This window comes from Rahnella sp. AN3-3W3 (assembly GCF_003263545.1).
Classification (GTDB): domain Bacteria; phylum Pseudomonadota; class Gammaproteobacteria; order Enterobacterales; family Enterobacteriaceae; genus Rahnella; species Rahnella variigena.
The window spans coordinates 1-17104 of record NZ_JYDG01000063.1 but is presented as its reverse complement, the minus strand read 5'-3'; the positions used below and the strand labels follow the sequence as shown (position 1 = coordinate 17104).

15 protein-coding genes are annotated in these 17104 nt (G+C 50.6%); 3 read left to right on the top strand and 12 right to left on the bottom strand.

The genetic code is table 11. The features are described from left to right. Together UC15_RS17050 and UC15_RS17045 are read right to left on the bottom strand one after the other, a co-directional pair. Nucleotides 1–1326 (bottom strand): type II toxin-antitoxin system HipA family toxin, encoded by a 1326-nt coding sequence (locus tag UC15_RS17050; RefSeq protein WP_112289554.1) that lies wholly within the window; start codon nt 1324–1326, stop codon nt 1–3. Between the two features lie 4 nt (nt 1327–1330). Then, a complete protein-coding gene (locus tag UC15_RS17045; protein ID WP_112289735.1) occupies nt 1331–1627 on the bottom strand; it encodes a helix-turn-helix transcriptional regulator in 297 nt (98 codons plus the stop codon). A gap of 187 nt (nt 1628–1814) precedes the next feature. On the opposite strand from UC15_RS17045, the gene UC15_RS17040 reads away from it, so the two are divergent. Next, nucleotides 1815–2525, top strand: coding sequence for a GntR family transcriptional regulator (locus tag UC15_RS17040; protein ID WP_112289552.1), 711 nt, complete (start codon nt 1815–1817; stop codon nt 2523–2525). A 5-nt stretch (nt 2526–2530) separates the two neighbouring features. On the opposite strand, the gene UC15_RS17035 is transcribed toward UC15_RS17040, so the two are convergent. After that, complete coding sequence (locus UC15_RS17035; protein ID WP_112289550.1) at nt 2531–3730, bottom strand: enolase C-terminal domain-like protein; 1200 nt, start codon at nt 3728–3730, stop codon at nt 2531–2533. Nucleotides 3731–4055: 325 nt separating this feature from the next. Here UC15_RS17035 and UC15_RS17030 point away from each other — a divergent pair, with 325 nt between their 5' ends. After that, nucleotides 4056–5456 (top strand): PTS transporter subunit EIIC, encoded by a 1401-nt coding sequence (locus UC15_RS17030; RefSeq protein ID WP_112289549.1) that lies wholly within the window; start codon nt 4056–4058, stop codon nt 5454–5456. A 6-nt stretch (nt 5457–5462) separates the two neighbouring features. Here UC15_RS17030 and UC15_RS17025 read toward each other — a convergent pair whose 3' ends face one another. After that, the gene (locus tag UC15_RS17025; protein WP_112289547.1) at nt 5463–6335 is read right to left on the bottom strand and encodes a fumarylacetoacetate hydrolase family protein; all 873 of its coding nucleotides are present in this window, start codon (nt 6333–6335) and stop codon (nt 5463–5465) included. A gap of 159 nt (nt 6336–6494) precedes the next feature. Between UC15_RS17025 and UC15_RS17020 the strand changes: the two genes are divergently transcribed. Further along, the gene (locus UC15_RS17020) at nt 6495–7418 is read left to right on the top strand and encodes a LysR family transcriptional regulator (protein ID WP_112289546.1); all 924 of its coding nucleotides are present in this window, start codon (nt 6495–6497) and stop codon (nt 7416–7418) included. A gap of 31 nt (nt 7419–7449) precedes the next feature. Here the strand turns inward: UC15_RS17020 and UC15_RS17015 are convergent, their stop codons facing one another. The 8 genes from UC15_RS17015 to parA form a co-directional block, all read right to left on the bottom strand. Then, nucleotides 7450–8415 (bottom strand): ABC transporter ATP-binding protein, encoded by a 966-nt coding sequence (locus tag UC15_RS17015; RefSeq protein WP_112289544.1) that lies wholly within the window; start codon nt 8413–8415, stop codon nt 7450–7452. Continuing rightward, on the bottom strand, nt 8412–9416 hold the full coding sequence (locus tag UC15_RS17010; RefSeq protein WP_112289542.1) for an ABC transporter ATP-binding protein: 1005 nt from the start codon (nt 9414–9416) through the stop codon (nt 8412–8414). The genes UC15_RS17015 and UC15_RS17010 overlap by 4 nt, the downstream gene beginning before the upstream one ends. Further along, nucleotides 9413–10360 (bottom strand): oligopeptide ABC transporter permease, encoded by a 948-nt coding sequence (opp4C, locus tag UC15_RS17005; RefSeq protein ID WP_198659723.1) that lies wholly within the window; start codon nt 10358–10360, stop codon nt 9413–9415. The genes UC15_RS17010 and opp4C overlap by 4 nt, the downstream gene beginning before the upstream one ends. Further along, complete coding sequence (locus UC15_RS17000) at nt 10360–11319, bottom strand: ABC transporter permease (RefSeq protein ID WP_112289733.1); 960 nt, start codon at nt 11317–11319, stop codon at nt 10360–10362. Before UC15_RS17000 ends, opp4C begins: the two co-directional genes overlap by 1 nt. Nucleotides 11320–11370: 51 nt before the next feature. Beyond that, nucleotides 11371–12990, bottom strand: coding sequence for an ABC transporter substrate-binding protein (locus UC15_RS16995; protein ID WP_232829937.1), 1620 nt, complete (start codon nt 12988–12990; stop codon nt 11371–11373). A gap of 406 nt (nt 12991–13396) precedes the next feature. Further along, nucleotides 13397–14383 carry a replication initiation protein gene (locus UC15_RS16990; RefSeq protein WP_112289539.1) on the bottom strand — a complete coding sequence of 329 codons (987 nt, stop codon included), beginning with the start codon at nt 14381–14383 and terminating at the stop codon, nt 13397–13399. A gap of 1375 nt (nt 14384–15758) precedes the next feature. Then, entirely contained in the window at nt 15759–15968 is a 210-nt protein-coding gene (locus UC15_RS16985; protein WP_112289538.1) for a plasmid partition protein ParG, read from the bottom strand. Then, nucleotides 15965–16591 (bottom strand): ParA family partition ATPase, encoded by a 627-nt coding sequence (parA, locus tag UC15_RS16980; RefSeq protein WP_014341720.1) that lies wholly within the window; start codon nt 16589–16591, stop codon nt 15965–15967. Before parA ends, UC15_RS16985 begins: the two co-directional genes overlap by 4 nt. Between the last annotated feature and the right edge of the window lie 513 nt (nt 16592–17104).

The following is a 17104-nucleotide window of genomic DNA, read 5'->3' as shown; positions in this document are numbered from 1 at the left end:
TTAAGCCTGCGCCTCCAGCCTCACCCGTTGCTGTTGCATTCCTGTAAAGATGGCGTCTGCCAGTTCAGCCTGAAACGATTCGGGCAATTGCCTCGCGACATTTTCAATAACGGCCGGGGTGAGTTCGATGATTTCATCAATCATGGTTTCTATTTGTCGTTTCCCCAATCCGCTCTGCTCACCCTGCTTAATCCAGTGTCTGCGCTGGATCTTGCTGATCAGGTAATAATTACTGCTGCCACGGACGGCCATAGCCAGCTTACATTTCTGCCATGCGATCTTATTGTTTCCTCGGCCAATCACCGGCCAGGCTGACAAAATATCGTACAGCGGCGTCATGTGATAACGATTTTGAGAGAGGTGCGCGATACTGAAATTTTTCGAATGCCCGTCAGATGCGGCCATCAACCAGAAAATTATTTGCGACCTGAAAAACTGATACTGATCTTGCTGAGCCTGCTCAGATCGGCTCAGGATTTCCATAATATCCGAGATACCCGGACCGCCATCCGACTGATATTTTCGCAAGGGTGAAACGCCCATGGCCTGACACATATCTTCCTGCGGCAACCTGATCCACCACGCCTCATCTGAGGAAAGCTTCCGGTCAAAACGTTCGACGATCAGCGCTTTTTGATCTTCAAATTGCCCAATGTACGTTTTAGCAACTGGCACTCCATATTGCTCAAGGATCAGGGAACAAAGCCATTCGTTTTCAACGGACGTACTCATATCTGCCTGCATATTGCCCACCAAACCTAGCGGTAGTTTAAAAATATGCGTGGTTGGCGTATTCCCCTCAGGCAGACACCATTGTTCGTTGTGCCATAACAGCGCCGTTTTTTCCTGTGCGCCAGCGATAGACAATCGCAAATCTTCGTCCTGATTGTTCCGGCCCGGCAAAACTGCCGCCGTGTTGCGCAGCATGCCGGCAATCTCCGGTTCTGCAAGCGGACGCTGGCGGATAGTGAATATCCCTTCGGGTTGATCCCCGACATTGAGCAACTGGATTGCACCGACACAATCCCGCCCTAACTCGGTCAGCAGATCAAAAGGCTCAAGGCTCTCAGCATGATAACGTACCGCCAGGCGCCTGCGGATCCCTTCGCTGTCGGGCAGTAAATTGTCAAAATAATCGCGGACCACATTGCCGCGATGCACCTGATTACCCGGCGTAAACGGCAGGGAAAGCGACAAAGGTCGCCCTTGTGGGTCTTCTGTCCATTCCGGCGAGTACTGTAAACGATCCTCGCCTTTTTGCTTATCCCAGTACCCCACAGGAATACCGTTCATCCATATCGCTAAACGCTGCTGCGCACGACGCATATCATCACCATTGTTCCTTTCTGGCGGGCGTACTTAAATAATCCGGCTTAATTTCCTCCATAGAGGATTTTTCAGGATCGGATTGTGAGGAAAACACCATCTCAATACCTAATACATTAAATACACGAAACAGCCGGTCAAGGCTGGCAGTAGCAGGGTTTGCCTCAAGCCGGGCATACGTCTGCTGAGTCACTCCCAGTTTTTCTGACACATCCTTTTGCGTCAGACCTTTTTCCTTACGGAACCCCACCAGTAACGGACGGAGCTGATTAAGTGTTTTTAACGGATAGACTGTATTCATTATTTTGGCTCTGGTATCGCGGTTCTTATACAGATTATAGGCTGTATTAAGCACATTACACCCTAAAAGCTGTAAAATCAAAATACAGCCTGAAAGCCGTAAAATATAAATACAGTTTATACGCTGTAATTTGCCCACTACCGCCTCCTCATGCTCAAATACCTGTTCCACGCACGGATGAGACCTCATGAAAAAAAGCGAATTTATCGCTCAGGACTTACTGAGCAAGATTTATCAGAACAGCGGTTCGGTGCCGGAGAAGTTACCTCCGGAGCGCCAGCTGGCGGAAGAATACGGGGTTTCGCGCTTTACCGTGCGTAAGGCACTGGAAAAGCTGGTCAGTATCGGAGCGGTGCATATCGTGCAGGGTTCGGGCATTTACATCAATGCGGGTGTCAGCAGCAATCCGCTGATTTACAACTCTGTGACCGAGAAAAAATTCGCTGAAATCAGTTTCAAAATGCTCGAATTGCACAAGCGCCGGCCAGATAAAGAGGAACAACAGGTATTCGGTTTAAGCACCGACGACTTTATCTGGGCGTTCACCCGCTTGCGGCGGATTAATCTGCGCAATGTGCAGATTGAATATTCCCGTATGCCCGCGGAAGTGTTTGCCGATTTGAATCAGAAAACCATTGAGCATTCCATTCAGCAATATGTTTTGAGTAAGGGCTACGCAATTTCGCATTCCCTGACCCGTTACCAGGCCGTCACGATCAATAAAGAGCAGGCGCAAATACTTGGCTGTAAAAAAGGCATTGCCGCCATGCATATCACCAACAGAGGTATTTTGCAGGGCGGCAAGGTTTATGCGTTCAGCGATATCGTCGATATCGATTATTCCTGCACCTACGTCATCCCGTTTAATCAGGACAATCTGGCTTTTCGCCAGACGTAAGCGCGTTAAGGCGTGTGGATCACGCCATCCGGCAGACGGCTTTGCGTCCATTCATGCGGACGATAGACCACAGGAAATTCTGCCGCAGCCTGTTGGTTAAAGCCCACGCCAATCCCCGCTTCTTCTCCCGGATAGAAATAACCGTTCTCCGGTGCCCGTGCGCCCGGAAAGACCTGCTGCGTGTTAGCCGGATACGCGACAAATTCCTGGATTGCCGCATTATGCAGATGAATATTCAGATGCGTATTCACCGCAGCGCCAATCGGGGTCATGTCCGGCGGACAATGCCAGGCCAGACGCACGCCAAAACTCTGGCAGAAATGCGCCAGTTTTAATGCCGGTGTGATGCCGCCTATTTGTGAAACGTGGCAGCGGATGAAGTCGATCCGGCGGTTGATAATTAGATCTTTCCATTCTGCAGGATTATTGAATAGCTCGCCGGTTGCCAGCGGAACGGCGGTCTGGCTGCGGATCTGCGCCAGCCATTCGTTCTGATCGGGCGGCAGAATGTCTTCAATAAAGTAAGGCCGGTATTGTTCAACGGCTTTGGCGAACTGCACCGCCTGCTGCGGGAACAGCCGTTCATGAACATCGTGCAGAATGTGGAACTGATTGCCGTATTTTTCACGCAGCGCTTTGAACATCGCCAGCGTGTTATCGATGTACTGATCCTGATCGTAATACGCACCCGCCGTCGGTTCACGGGTGCTGTGAAAATCACGCGCATTGCCGCCGTAAAAACCCAGCTGACAGCGGATGTGGCGGTAACCTTCGGCTAGCAGACGATCGACTTCGCCGTACAATGCTTCCAGCGTTTCACCCGCGGCGTGGCTGTACGCCGTCACCGCATCTTTCGATTTCCCGCCAAACAAATGATACAGCGGCATATTCGCCAGTTTGCCTTTGATATCCCACAACGCCATATCAATACCCGCGATAGCATTATTGATCACCGGCCCGTTACGCCAGTAAGCGTTCACCATCATCATCTGCCATAAATCTTCGATATGGTTCGCATCGCGTCCCATCAGCAGCGGTTTGAGATATTCATCCACCATCAGTTTGACCGCCAGCGGGCGCTGCTGGAATGTCGCGCAGCCCAGACCGAAGACTCCACGATCTGTTTCAATTCTGACCACCACTAAATTATGACGATCGGGACGTGTTATCTGGCATTCGATATTGGTAATCAGCACAGGCTGCATGATAAATCCTTAATAAAAACCGTTATTCCTTTTCATAAAAAAGGCGGCGGGAATATTCGTATTGGCGTTATTTCAACGTATTTTCATCCTGCTTGTAAACCTAAAATTCAGGCTTTTATTTTGGTTTGAAAGCACGGCGTATTTTCGATAAAAAACAGACCAATTTGGCATTGATGCGCTACATAAGCGCCACGCAGTGAAGTTTTGTGATGAAGATCCTGTTTTATTGGTTTGTTTTTGAAAACCACTCTCATTACACTCCCCTTCAATCAAATAAAGAATAATTCATTTTTTCGTCGCGGGGTTCAGGGTGAATACAGAAATAATGCAGTCAGTCATTAAACTGGTCGGCGGTGCGGGAAATATTAATAAAGTCTGGCATTGTATGACCCGTCTGCGGTTTGATTTACGTGACGAAAATAAAGTGGCCTGGGAGGAAATTAAAAATCTGCCCGGCGTACTGGGCGCACAAAGCCAGAGTGATCAGGTGCAGATCATTATCGGGCCGAAGGTGAATATCTGGTACGAAGCCATCGTGTCACAGCTGGATCCGGTAACCGGAAATTCAGAAACAGCAACAGGAAATGTTTCCACAAAAGGACGTAAAAGTCTGATCTCGTTGTTCATGGATACCGTCTCCGGCGTGTTCGGCCCGATCGTTCCGGCCATCGCGGGCGCGGGGATGATCAAAGGGTTGCTGGCAGGACTGATCGCCCTGAAGGTGATTTCAGCCAAAAGCGAAACGGTGATGATCATCGATTTGATCGCCAGCGGCGTGTTTTACTTCCTGCCGTTTTTCCTCGCGGTTTCTGCGGCGAAGATCTTCAAAACCAATGAATACCTGGCCGCCGCCGTTGCCGCCTGTCTGATGTATCCGACGCTGATGGACGCCGCGAAAGCGCTCGCCAGCCATACTGCTGGCGCACCTACCGCATTGTATTTTATGGATGTGCTGCCGGTATCCGTTTTCAACTATTCGGCGAGTGTGATCCCGGTGATTTTCTCGGTGCTGGCGCTGAGTTACATCCACCGCTGGGTGGATAGGATCATGCCGGACGTGCTGAAAACCGTGTTTACACCCACGCTGACACTGTTCATTGCGGCGCTGGTATCGCTGACGCTGATCGGTCCGGCGGGGATTTATCTCGGTAAGTTGCTGGCGTTTGGCATTCAGGGATTGTTTGACGTGTCTGCAGTATTTGCCGGATTTATTGTCGGTGCGATCCGCCCGGTGGCGATCCTCACCGGTATGCATCACGCGATGACGCCGATTGCGTTGCAGAACTTTACCGATCAGGGCTGGGATATGCTGATGCCGATGATGTTTATGGCCAACATGGCGATTGCCGGATCAACGTTTGCGATTTACTTCCACGTCAAAACCCGTGAGCAAAAATCCGTGGTGCTGTCTGCGGCAATTTCCGGCCTGCTGGGGATCACCGAACCTGCGCTGTTTGGCGTGCTGACGCGCTACAAAAAAGCGTTTATCGCCACCACCATCAGCAGTTCTGTGGCGTCTGCATTTATCGCGTTCTTCGGGGTGCGGTTGTACGGCTATATTCTGTCGAGTATTTTCAGCCTGCCCGCCTACATCGGTCCGTATTTTATCTACATTCTGATGGGCGTGGTGCTCTCGCTTGGGCTGTCATTTACGCTGACGTATCTGATGGTCGTCAAAAACAAAGGCACCGAACAATCGGTGCCTTTGGTTAATCAGACGCGCTGAGGTTTATCAGGCCGCTGTCTTTGAATGCGACATCTCAGACAGCGGTGCGTTTTGAATAAGATTGGTCAGACGTCCGATATTTTCGATTTCCACTTCAATCTTGTCATTCTCATGCAGGAACAACGGCGGTACGCGGGTTTTACCGACGCCGCCCGGTGAACCGGTCATGATTACATCGCCCGGAGAAAGCTGAGTAAATGTGCTGATATAGGCAATCATCTGCGGAATAGTGTGGATCATGCTGGCGGTCGTATCGTCCTGCACCAGCCGGTCGTTAAGCCAGGTTTTGATACTCAGGTTTTGCGGGTCACCCACTTCATCCGGCGTCACCATCCACGGGCCAAACGCCCCCGTCGACGGCCAGTTTTTCCCGGCGGTATACCATTTATGCTGCCAGTCTCGTACTGAGCCATCCATATAACAGCTGTAACCGGCGACAAAATCGAGTGCGTTTTCTGCTGAAATATTGCGGCCGGTGCGACCGATAATAATCGCCAGTTCACCTTCATAATCAAACTGCTCAGAAGAAGCCGGTTTGATGATCGTGCCGTTATGGCCGACCTGAGAATCTGCAAAACGGACAAACAGGGTTGGCGCGTCGCTGGTTTCATTAAATTCTTTGCGCTTTTCCGCGTAGTTCATGCCCACGCCGAAGATTTTTCCCGGACGGTCGATAACCGGCAGGAAACTGATGTCATTCAGTTGAAGATCCGCAGGCAGATCAGCGTAGCGTTGCAGCCCGGAAAGTGAATGGCGTGCCATGAATTCGTTAATATCGCGGCATCCTGAGTGACTGCCGACATCGACAATCCCCTCTTCTTTATAGATGCCGAAGCTTTTGGTGTGGTCTTTACTGATGGTGAAATTAACAATTTTCATAGATGCACTTAGATTCTTATTTTACTTAAAAACAGGTAAATTCGCTGGCGTTCTTGTTGCGAAAACGGCTTGCCCGTCGCAACGTTGGCGTGATTATTGACCCTGCCTCTCATGCCTTCTACTATATTTTATTATCAAATCGATGAATTTCAGGAATTAATGTTAAATAACAGAGACTTAGATTATTTTGTGACAGCCGCAGAGATGATGAATTTGAGACTTGCGTCACAAAATTTAAATATAACTCAGCCTGCGCTTTCGAAATCCATCACCCGTTTAGAGAAAGAACTGAACATCAAACTGTTCAAACGGGCAGGTCGCGGGCTGGAACTGACCGAAGCAGGACGCGTGCTCTATCAGCGTGGTTTAGCGCTGCAAAGTTCCTACCTTGAGCTAGGCGAAATCATGAATGAACTGAGCAGCGGCGCGGGCGGGATTGTGCGCGTCGGCGTTTCCGGTTCCGCAACGCAATTCCTGCTCCCTGAAATCTGCAAAATGCTGCAATCGCAGGTGCCGAATATGAAACTGGAAATCCAGATCGGCATGAACGACGTACTTTTTACTTTGCTGGAACGTCATGCCATCGATGTGATTATCGGTCCGCTGGTCAATTACGACAGTCCGGTAGTACAGCTTCCGGTCACCGCTGACCGGGTGATCGTCGCGGCCTCACGCGACCATCCGCTGGCCGGTAAACCCGCCAGTCTGCGCGAACTCAGCCGTTATGGCTGGATTTTACCGGCGAAAACCGTCTCGATGCGCCAGTGGCTGGATAAGATGTTCTATGAAAATCATTGCTCGCCACCAGACGTCAAAGTGGAAATCAGCTCGCTGGCATCGGTGCCGGGACTGATCGCGAAAAGCGGTTTGCTAAGTTTTTTGTCTGAAAACATTCTGGTCGAAGAAGAATTTCTTTCGCGGCTGATCCGTATCGATAACGATCAGTTAGTGATGGAACGTCGGGTGGGCATCACCTGGCTGGAAGGCGCGTTTCTTTCACCGGCGACGCAAAAAGTGATCGACGTGACCAAAAGCATCGGGCAAAAGATGCAGATGGAAGCCCGCCGGATCCTCGAAGACTGAAGTCCGGCGGGCAGGTTTATATCAATCTGTTTTACACCAGATGACAGGCCACGCGGTGACCGTTTTCCACTTCACGCAGCAACGGAGTTTCCGCCCGGCAACGAGCCATGGCGTGAGGGCAGCGGGTGTGGAAACGACAACCGGTGGGCGGTTTTGACGGATCCGGCATTTCCCCGCTGACCATCGCGACCGGTTCGCTGTCGGGATCGAGCGTCGGCACCGCCGCCAGCAACGCCTGCGTGTACGGATGCAAAGGCCGCTCAAACAGCACATCCCGACTGGCGGTTTCCACCAGCTGGCCGAGATACATCACCGCCACGTCATCACAAAGATGTTCCACCACGCCAAGATCATGCGAGATAAACAAAAACGTCACGCCATGATCGTCGCGTAAATCCGAGAACAAATTGATGATCTGCGCCTGAATGGACACATCGAGCGCCGAAATAGGTTCGTCGGCAATGATAAAATCCGGTTGCAGGATCAGCGCACGGGCAATGCCAATACGCTGGCGCTGACCGCCGGAAAATTCATGCGGGAAGCGGTTGTAATGCAACGGGGACAACCCGCAGATTTTCATCACTTCCAGCACTTTTTCCCGCAGTTCTGCGCGTGAACATAACCGGTGCTCAAGCATCGCCTCGCCAATGGCGTCGCCGACGCGGATGCGAGGATTCAGCGAACTGTACGGATCCTGAAACACCAGCTGAATTTTCGGACGCAACGCTTTCAGTTGTTTTGGCTTCAGGGCATGAAGTTCTTCGCCACGAAATTTCACGCTGCCCGCGGTTTTGTCATACAGCCCAAGCAGTGTGCGCCCTACCGTGGTTTTGCCGCTGCCAGATTCCCCGACCAGCCCGAAAATCGTGCCCTTGCGGATGTTAAAACTGACACCATCAACCGCCCGCAGCTGACCGGTTTCCTGTCCGAATACGCCGTCGCGGATCGGGAAATACTTTTTCAGCCCGTCGACTTCAATCAGATATTCCGCGTTCATGGTTGCCGCTCCGTGTCTTTATCTTCTTGCGCCGTCGTTAACCCGCTATAGAAACAGGCGGCCTGACGGTGTTTTCCTTCCAGCGGCGGGATCCCTTCACGGCAACGTTCGGTAGCGCGCCCGCAACGATCGGTAAACGCGCAGTAAGGCGGCAAAGCGGCCAGACTTGGCACTTGTCCCGGAATGGAATACAAGCGGCGGCGACGTTCTCCCGCGGTGGGCCGCGAAGCGATCAGCCCCTGCGTATAAGGATGAAGCGGATTACGCAGCACATCGGCGGTCGCGCCCTGCTCAACAATTTTACCGGCGTACATCACGACTACGTGATCTGCCATCTGAGCGATCACGCCTAAATCGTGGGTGATAAGCATCAGCGCCATATGATTTTGCTGTGCCTGATCGCGCAGTAAACGCAGGATTTGCGCCTGCACGGTGACATCGAGCGCAGTGGTGGGTTCATCCGCAATCAGCAGCTGCGGCTTACAACTGAGTGCCATTGCAATCATGATGCGCTGCAACATGCCGCCGGAAAGCTGGTGCGGATAACTGGTCATCAGGCTTTCCGCGCGCGCCAGTCCGACTTCAGTGATCATCTTCGTTGCCAGTGTCCACGCCGATTTCGGTGATTCGCCGCGATGACGGATCAGCGGTTCAACCAGTTGTTCACCAATGGTCAGCACCGGATTGAGCGCGGTCATCGGTTCCTGAAAGATCATCGCCAGCTGATTGCCGCGCAGATCCGCCATTTGTGATGAACGCAGTTTCAGCAAATCACGCCCCTGAAAGAGGATTTCTCCGCCATCAATGCGGGCGGCCTGTGGCGGTAATAACCCCATCAGCGACATCGCCGTGACGCTTTTTCCGCAGCCTGATTCACCAACAACACCGACAGTCTGCCCGGCCTGAATGTCGAACGTGACGTCCTGCACCGCACGCACACGTCCTTCATCGCTGGCAAAAGATAATGAAAGCTGGTCAAAACGGATCAAGGGTTCAGTCATTTTTTGCTCCGTTTCATTTTGGGATCGAGCGCATCACGCAGGCCATCGCCCAGCACATTAATCGCAATCACCGTAATAAAAATCGCCACGCCCGGCGGCATCCACAACCATGGACGGCGCTGAAAGTCGATCAGGCTGTTCGCGGCGTCCATCATATTTCCCCATGACGGCGTTGGCGGCACCACGCCTAATCCCAGATAACTGAGCGCAGACTCGCTGAGGATGGCGTTCGCCACGGCCATCGTCGCCATCACCACCAGGATCGGCACGGTATTGGGCAGTAAGTGACCGAACAGGCGACGGCGCGATGACAATCCGAGAACCTGAGTCGCCAGCATAAAATCACGCTCACGCAGGGAGAGGATCTGCCCGCGCACCAGACGCGCCAGTTTCGGCCATTCCAGCAAACTGAGCATAACGATCACCATGTACACACGGGAATCCGGCGAGAAATCCAGTTCAGACAGCATCGCGCCCATAACGATAAGCAGCGGCAAACTCGGAATGGTCATCACCAGATCGGCAAAACGCATGATGATTTTGTCGGTGATACCGCCGACATAGCCGGATAGAGCGCCCATCAGATAGCCGAGCGTTACGGAGAGCAACATAGTCAGCATGCCGATAATCAGCGAGATTCGACCGGCCAGCAGCAGCCGCGTATACACGTCACGCCCGAGAAAATCGGTACCCAGCCAGTGCTCAGCGTTGGGCGCTTTGTTGATCATCAACGCATCGGTCGCATCATCCCGCCATGGCGAATAGTAAGGGCCCACTATGCACCAGACCGCCATTACCACCAGCAAAATCAGGCAGAGCATCGCCAGACGGTTCTGGCGTAAAGCACGCCAGGCCTGTAACCAGGGTGACGGTGTCACCTGAGACAGCACGGGGATCTGTGCTTCACGTAACCGCCGGTTAGTAGAAAATAAAGAGCCAAACATCACGACCTCACACGAATGCGCGGATCCGCCCACGCATACAGGACATCAGCAATCAGGTTGCCAAGAATGGTTAATACCGCCAGAAACAACGTAAACCCCATCAGAACCGGGTAATCACGCGCCGCCAGTGAATCAATGTGAATGTGCCCTGCTCCCGGCCAGTTAAAGACTTTTTCGGTGATCAGCGCTCCGGAAAACAACCCCGGCAGCTCGAAACCCAGCAGCGTAATAATCGGCAGCAGCGCATTTCGCAGCGCATGTTTCAGGATAACCGTGCGCTCGCGCAGACCTTTGGCGCGCGCGGTACGGATGAATTCCATACGCACCACGTCAAGCATACTGGCGCGGAAATAACGCGTCAGGCTGCCCGCCTGCAACATCACCAGCGCCACTACCGGCAACACCAGATGCGCAGCCACTTGTGCTACCCACGCCCAGCCCGTGGCATCGCTACCTGTATTGGTCATACCGCCCACCGGCAGCCAGTGAAGATCCACGGCAAACCATTTAATCAGCAGCAGGCAAAGGAAGAAGGTCGGGAAGGACATCGCGGCAAAAATCACAATGCTCACCACATGGTCGAACAGGGAGTAAGGTTTCATCGCAGAGACAATGCCCACCGCCAGCGCGATCCCCCAGTACAGCACCATCGCAATGGTGGCGAGCAGGAAGGAGTTCCAGATGTACTGATTCAGCAGCTGACTGACTGGGATCTGATATTGCAGCGAGAAGCCGAGATCGCCTCGCAGCAGATTGCCCAGCCAGTGCAGGTAACGGCTGAGCAGCGGTTGATCCAGTCCATAAAGCGCTTTAAGTTCGGCGGCGCGCTGCGCAGTCAGGGTGATATTTCCGTCAATGAAATCGCCCGGCGTTTTGGCAAACAGCATGAAGATGAGCAGTGAAGCGAGGAACAACATCGGAATGGTTTGAAGCAAACGACGCAGAATGAAATTTCTCATGACTTTCTCATTGAAGCTGCCGGAAAGGTCCGGCAGCCGCATTATTTCTGATTATTTTACGATTTTGACGTCCGGCAGACTGCCGGTCAGGCCGTTATAGATATCCGGTTTAAAACCGGTCACGCGGGCGCTGCTGGCCGAGAGAATTTTACGGTAACCCAGCAGGATCACCGGCGGATCGTTCGCCAGCACTTTATACAGTTCATGATAAATCGGCTTACGCTTTTCGATATCCAGCGTGGCGTTGCCTTCGTTGATCAGCTTATCGACTTCAGGATTGTTATAGCCCGATTCCGTGGACTCTGTGCTGTAGTAATCCCAGACGCCATCGTGCGGATCGTTAAGCGTGCTTGTACTGAACGACGCCAGATCGTAATTCCCGGCCTTGCGCTGAGACATCAGCGCGTTGAAATCCACCACCTGTGGTTTCAGCAGCACACCGATTTTCTGATAGTTCTCTTTGGCGATCGGGATCAGCGCATCGTTCAGCACTTTTTTGCTGACCAGCAGCGTCAGTTCAAGACGTTTACCGTCTTTCACACGGATCCCGTCACTGCCCGCTTTCCATCCTGCTTCATCCAGCAATTTGTTGGCCTGCGCCGGATCGAATTTATACGGATTCACGCCATCAGTGTTATACGCCCAGGAAATCGGCGCGATGGGCTCGATCGCCACAGAACCGTAGCCCTGATACACCACGTCGATCAGTTTCTGGCGATCCAGACCATAAATCAGCGCCTGACGTACTTTCACATCCTGCAATGCAGGACGTCTGACGTTGAACTCAATCTTGCTGTAATCGCTGGAACCGTACAGGTTAATATTGGCAAAGCCGAGCATCTTCAGCTGTTCGATATCATCAGGGCGCGAAGTAAACGCGTCATAATCGGTATCACCGGTCTGGAACAGTTGGAAGTTGGTCGACGGATTGGTCACGCGATAGATAAAGCGCGGAGTCGGCGGTACGCCACGATAGTAATTCGCGTTGGCGTGGAAACGGATCTCCTGCCCCGGAATATATTTGTCGTACACATACGGGCCATTGCCCAGAGGTTTGCCGTGCAGCGTGCGCAGATAATCGAGATTACCGCGTGTGTAGCCTTTGCCGTAATACGCTTTCGAAAGTACCGGTCCGCCTATTTTTTGCAGCGTCGTAGCGCCCGGCTGAGTGGTGGTGACCTGTAACGTCAGCGGGTCAATCACTTTCAGGCCACTGATGCTGTCCGCCTTGCCCTGCTTATAGTCATCACCGCCGGTAATGTGTGCCAGCGTGATATCGGTGTCGCCATCATATTTTGGGTCGTACAACACGGTCAGCGTGAACGCGACGTCTTCTGCTGTCAGCGGAGAACCATCGCTGAATTTCATGTCATGGCGCAGTTTGATGGTGTAAGTCTTGCCGTCAGGGCTGACCGTCCAGCTTTCTGCCAGACCAGGGACCAGTTTGCCCTGGCTGTCCCAGTCAATCAGACGGGCGAAAATCACATTAGTGACGTTTTCATCCCAGCCGTTAACGAAGAAGTAAGGGTTAAAAATACCCTGAGGTTCAGAGATCCCCGCGATCACTGTATCGGTGCGCAGTTTAGCTGCAGCAGGAACCTGACTGGCATCGGTGGCCGGTGTAATACCTTCTTTTAAGACATCATCAGCGAAAGCAAAAGAAGACAACATTACTGCACTGGCCAGTAATGCGATTCTGAAAGAGGCAGTGCGACGTGCGCGTTGTACGGCTGGCGCGAAAGCGGAACGTAATAACGTAGCCAAAAGAGATCCCTCATCTGTAATGTGTGCAAACGGTTTACAAAACATGACAAAGAGTAAGGATGCGGTTTAGCCTTGTCTAACAACGAAAAAATATGGCTTATAGCTTTTGCAACAGTACGCTGAAAAAGCCGCCAAAACGGCTAATGTGGAAAGATTACCTGATCACACCCAGTGAGTGCTTACTAACTTCATAGAGCCAACTACATCAGGGGTACTGTAGGAAACTTATCTATTTCTGCCGGATAACAGGCAAAGAAAAACGGCGTATCTTTTTAAGGATACGCCGTTGAATGTGAAGATGAATGCTGTGAGGTCAGGCAGCCACTTTTTTGCTGCGGGAACTGACTTCTGCGAGGATCTCTTTCTGCTTGTTCTTTTCGCCAATCATTTTGTACCAACCTGAAAGCTTGCGAAGATCCGGTAAGGTAGCCTTTTCCTCAACATCGTAAGCACTTAATTTCTCACGATACTCTTCAAAGATGGCGATGCAGCGACGTGCCCACTCTCCTTCCAGAGCAGAACCGGCCACGGCACGCGGACGTCGTGGTAAGCGCGGACGCAGCGGCTTGCTGGCTTCTGGTGCGGATTCATCCACGTAAGCAAACTTAATGGATACGACCGTTCTGCCCTGTTTTACCGGCTCCCAGACCACTGAAATATCCGTATTGGCATTGATCCGATTGATCGTCGGCTCAAGCAGCTTCTGGCGGAAGTCACGATAGTCCTCGTATTTGCCCGCCAAACCGGCCTTCTCGCGCATCCAGTTGAGATCAAGTGTCACTTCGATGGCTTTGCCACTGCGTCGCCCGTAGAGGTTCTTGGCCTTGATTAGCCAGCCATACAGGCGTACAGAGAACGGGGTATCCAGCTTCGCGATATTGGCGAAATTGAGTTTGGTAAAAGATTCTTTAAGTTCATACAGATACGGCGCTACGTCCTGCCCGAATCTCAGTACGACTGCACTATGATCGTCACTGCTGACGTATTCCAGACGCGAAAACCAGGAAAGCTGCACGGTACGCACTTTGCCGGTTTTCACATCAGGCTTGTAGATGGTCACCGGCTTTTTCATCAGGCTTTCAGCTGCTTCGCGCAACTGACGGTGGCTGCTTGTCGGGTTAACCCCGTAGATCCGCTGATAATCCTGAGGGAAAAGTCGATAAAGCGTATCCGGTTGCGGTTTCCTGCTATCAATTTGAGCCAGTGCCAGGTTAAGCAGGCGCATTTCATCCAGAGTAACGCTATAGGCGCCTTCAAGAAGATCGTTCCCCTGAACTACTGTGAGTTTATTCAGTTCCATGTAGCAGGATCCATAAGTGGAAAGTAGGTAAATTATTCCACATAAAAAATGCTGTCGTAAAGTAAAAACAAGGCTTATTTAATGTCTAAAAATCATTGAGTTAAGTATGGATCGAAAAATTCCGATCAGGAAAAATCTCCACATAAGCATTTCAGGCCCAGCAGGGATCCTTTTTTTAACATGCTGGATCGACAGTCTTTTTACAGGAAATCACTCCACATATCTGCTCAGTGATCCTTAACGCTTATGCAGCACAATACCTCCCCTTCCACTTACCGACGATCAGATAATTCCTCCACATTAGAGGGGTGATTGCATGTTTAACCATCAATCCCTGCGATGTGATCCCCTTCTCACTTCGTTTTAAGGCTGTATTCTGGCCCCCAAATGGATCATCAGGAAAACTTTCCACATATGCCTGTGAGTGGGATCAGAAAATGTCTCCACATTAGCGACGTAACGGGCATTTGATCAGGAAATCTCTCCACGTAGCCGCAGCGATCAGATCACAGAAAATCTTTCCACATATACTGGATTACGGGATCAGGAAATCTTTCCACTTATTGTGGGCATTTCTTTTTTCAACCTGGTGTTTGAAAGCTTAAACGACGTCCTGGATCAGGAAAAATCTCCACATATCATCAAGTGACACCGTCACAATAAATCTAACTCATTGATTTTCAATGACCCGAGTTCAATCTTGATCCAAAATACTCTTTTTGGGATCAGATAATGTTTCCACATATAGGCTTTCAGAGATCAGGAAAAATCTCCACATAAACGCATTATGCCTCCTGAACAGGCCGCGCTGTGCCTTGCCAGGGGACTTTCGGGGATCCCATTTGGCTCTTTGTGACACCACGTGACGCTGTCACAGGAAATTCTTCCACATATCCTCTTTTCTAAGGGGGATCAGGAAAAGTCTCCACGTATAAGAAAAAACAGTTATGGCAGTATGTTAGCGAGTTTTGGGTCGTCCGGGCGTAGTAACATGACACAGGAGGAAAGTATCCACAGAAAATTATTCCACATTGGTAATGGCTTGATCCCTATAGAAATTATCCACAGAAAAAGACTCTACATTGACCATGAAAAGGATCCACATCTAACATGAAGGATCTCCACCTCGGGCAGGAAATGACTCCACAATATGTGTTTTAACTACATGATAATTAAAAGTAAAAATGCTCCCTAAAGAGAAAGATCTAAACTTATAAAATAAACAAAAGATTATTTGATCTTGGGATCTGATAACAACGGAGAGAATACTTCAGGAAGGGATTGGTTAGCGTTTAAGGCAGGCTGAGCAAGGTTTACAGACTGGATCAAGTTAGAAACGGGCCCGTAAGACCCGATCCAGCCAGCGATTATATTATCAGGCGCGTTCGTTGTGGATGAGCCACGCTTCGATCAGTTCTGTCAGAACGTCTTTCATTTCGCGATCCTGCAGGAAGCAGCTGGTTTTGAACCGGCGATGCAGCTCCTCATCGATATTCGTTTGTAACTTTTTCACCGATGCAGGCGGTTTAGCCACAGCGTCCAGTGCTGTAGTCAGTTGTCTGTGCTGGCCAAGTTTCATTTTCATTTCAGCAACTCCGTGATTTCTTTGGTCATAATTTCAATTTCACCCTTCGCATTGCCGTCCGTTGTATCGAAAACGGTGCCGCCGTCCATCATGGTTCGTATGTAAACCTGGCGTTGGGTCGTGCCGGTACGCAGTGCAGGAACACCCGTGTCAGCAATGGATTCTTTCAGTACTTCAAGCATTTTAGCGGATGCCACTTTTTTAGTGATCAGAAAGCGGGCAATAACGGGTTGCAGATTTTCGCGGGCTTCTACCACGGCCAGAATAGCGCCACAGGCGGCAAAATCTAAAGGTGACGGTGTCACGGGGATCAGGACTAAATCACTGACCATAACCGCTGCAGATGAAATTGCAGAAATGGCGGCTGCCCCATCGATCACTACGTAATCGTATTCTTTCAGTTGCTTGCGTACGGTATAAACTTCTTTTTCTGAAGCGGCTTCAGCCAGGTCAAACTGGCATTTGCTTTCGTCATACCAGTTGCTGATGCTTCCCTGTGGATCGGTATCAACCATCACCACTTTATGGCCTTGTCTTGCCAGACAGGTTGCGATGTTTATTGATGTCGTGGTTTTCCCTACTCCGCCCTTCCCGTTAAGGAAGGAAATAATTTTCGCTGCCATGACAACCTCTTAATGAAGCGTTCAGTAAAGATATCAGGATTCCAAAATCATAAGATTTTAGGATTCGTATAGTTTGTAATCTTAGGATTCTGAGATTTTCTAATCCATGAATCACAGGATTGGAGTGCTACTATAAAGTTTGCAGCCTGGGATTTCAATATCTAAGGATTATCGAATTACAATATCCTGTGATTACAGGATTCTTTGAGGTTATTGAAGTCATCATTCGATAATACGAGAATGGCAATACACATAAATCACAGGATTTTATGATGTCAGGATTTCATGATTTTAGGATTACGAAATCTCTAGAATTTGGTTGAACCTGTTTGCAGTGCGTTTGCGTCAACCCTGCTATCCGGTGATTATTAAATCTCTGAATCTCTGAATCTCTGAATCTTGTAAGTTTGAGATTCAATTATCCCGGTAACACCAGATGACAGGATGCACATGTTGAATCAAATGATTGGACATGACCGCATCAGGATATAAAATCTCACCATCTCACCATCT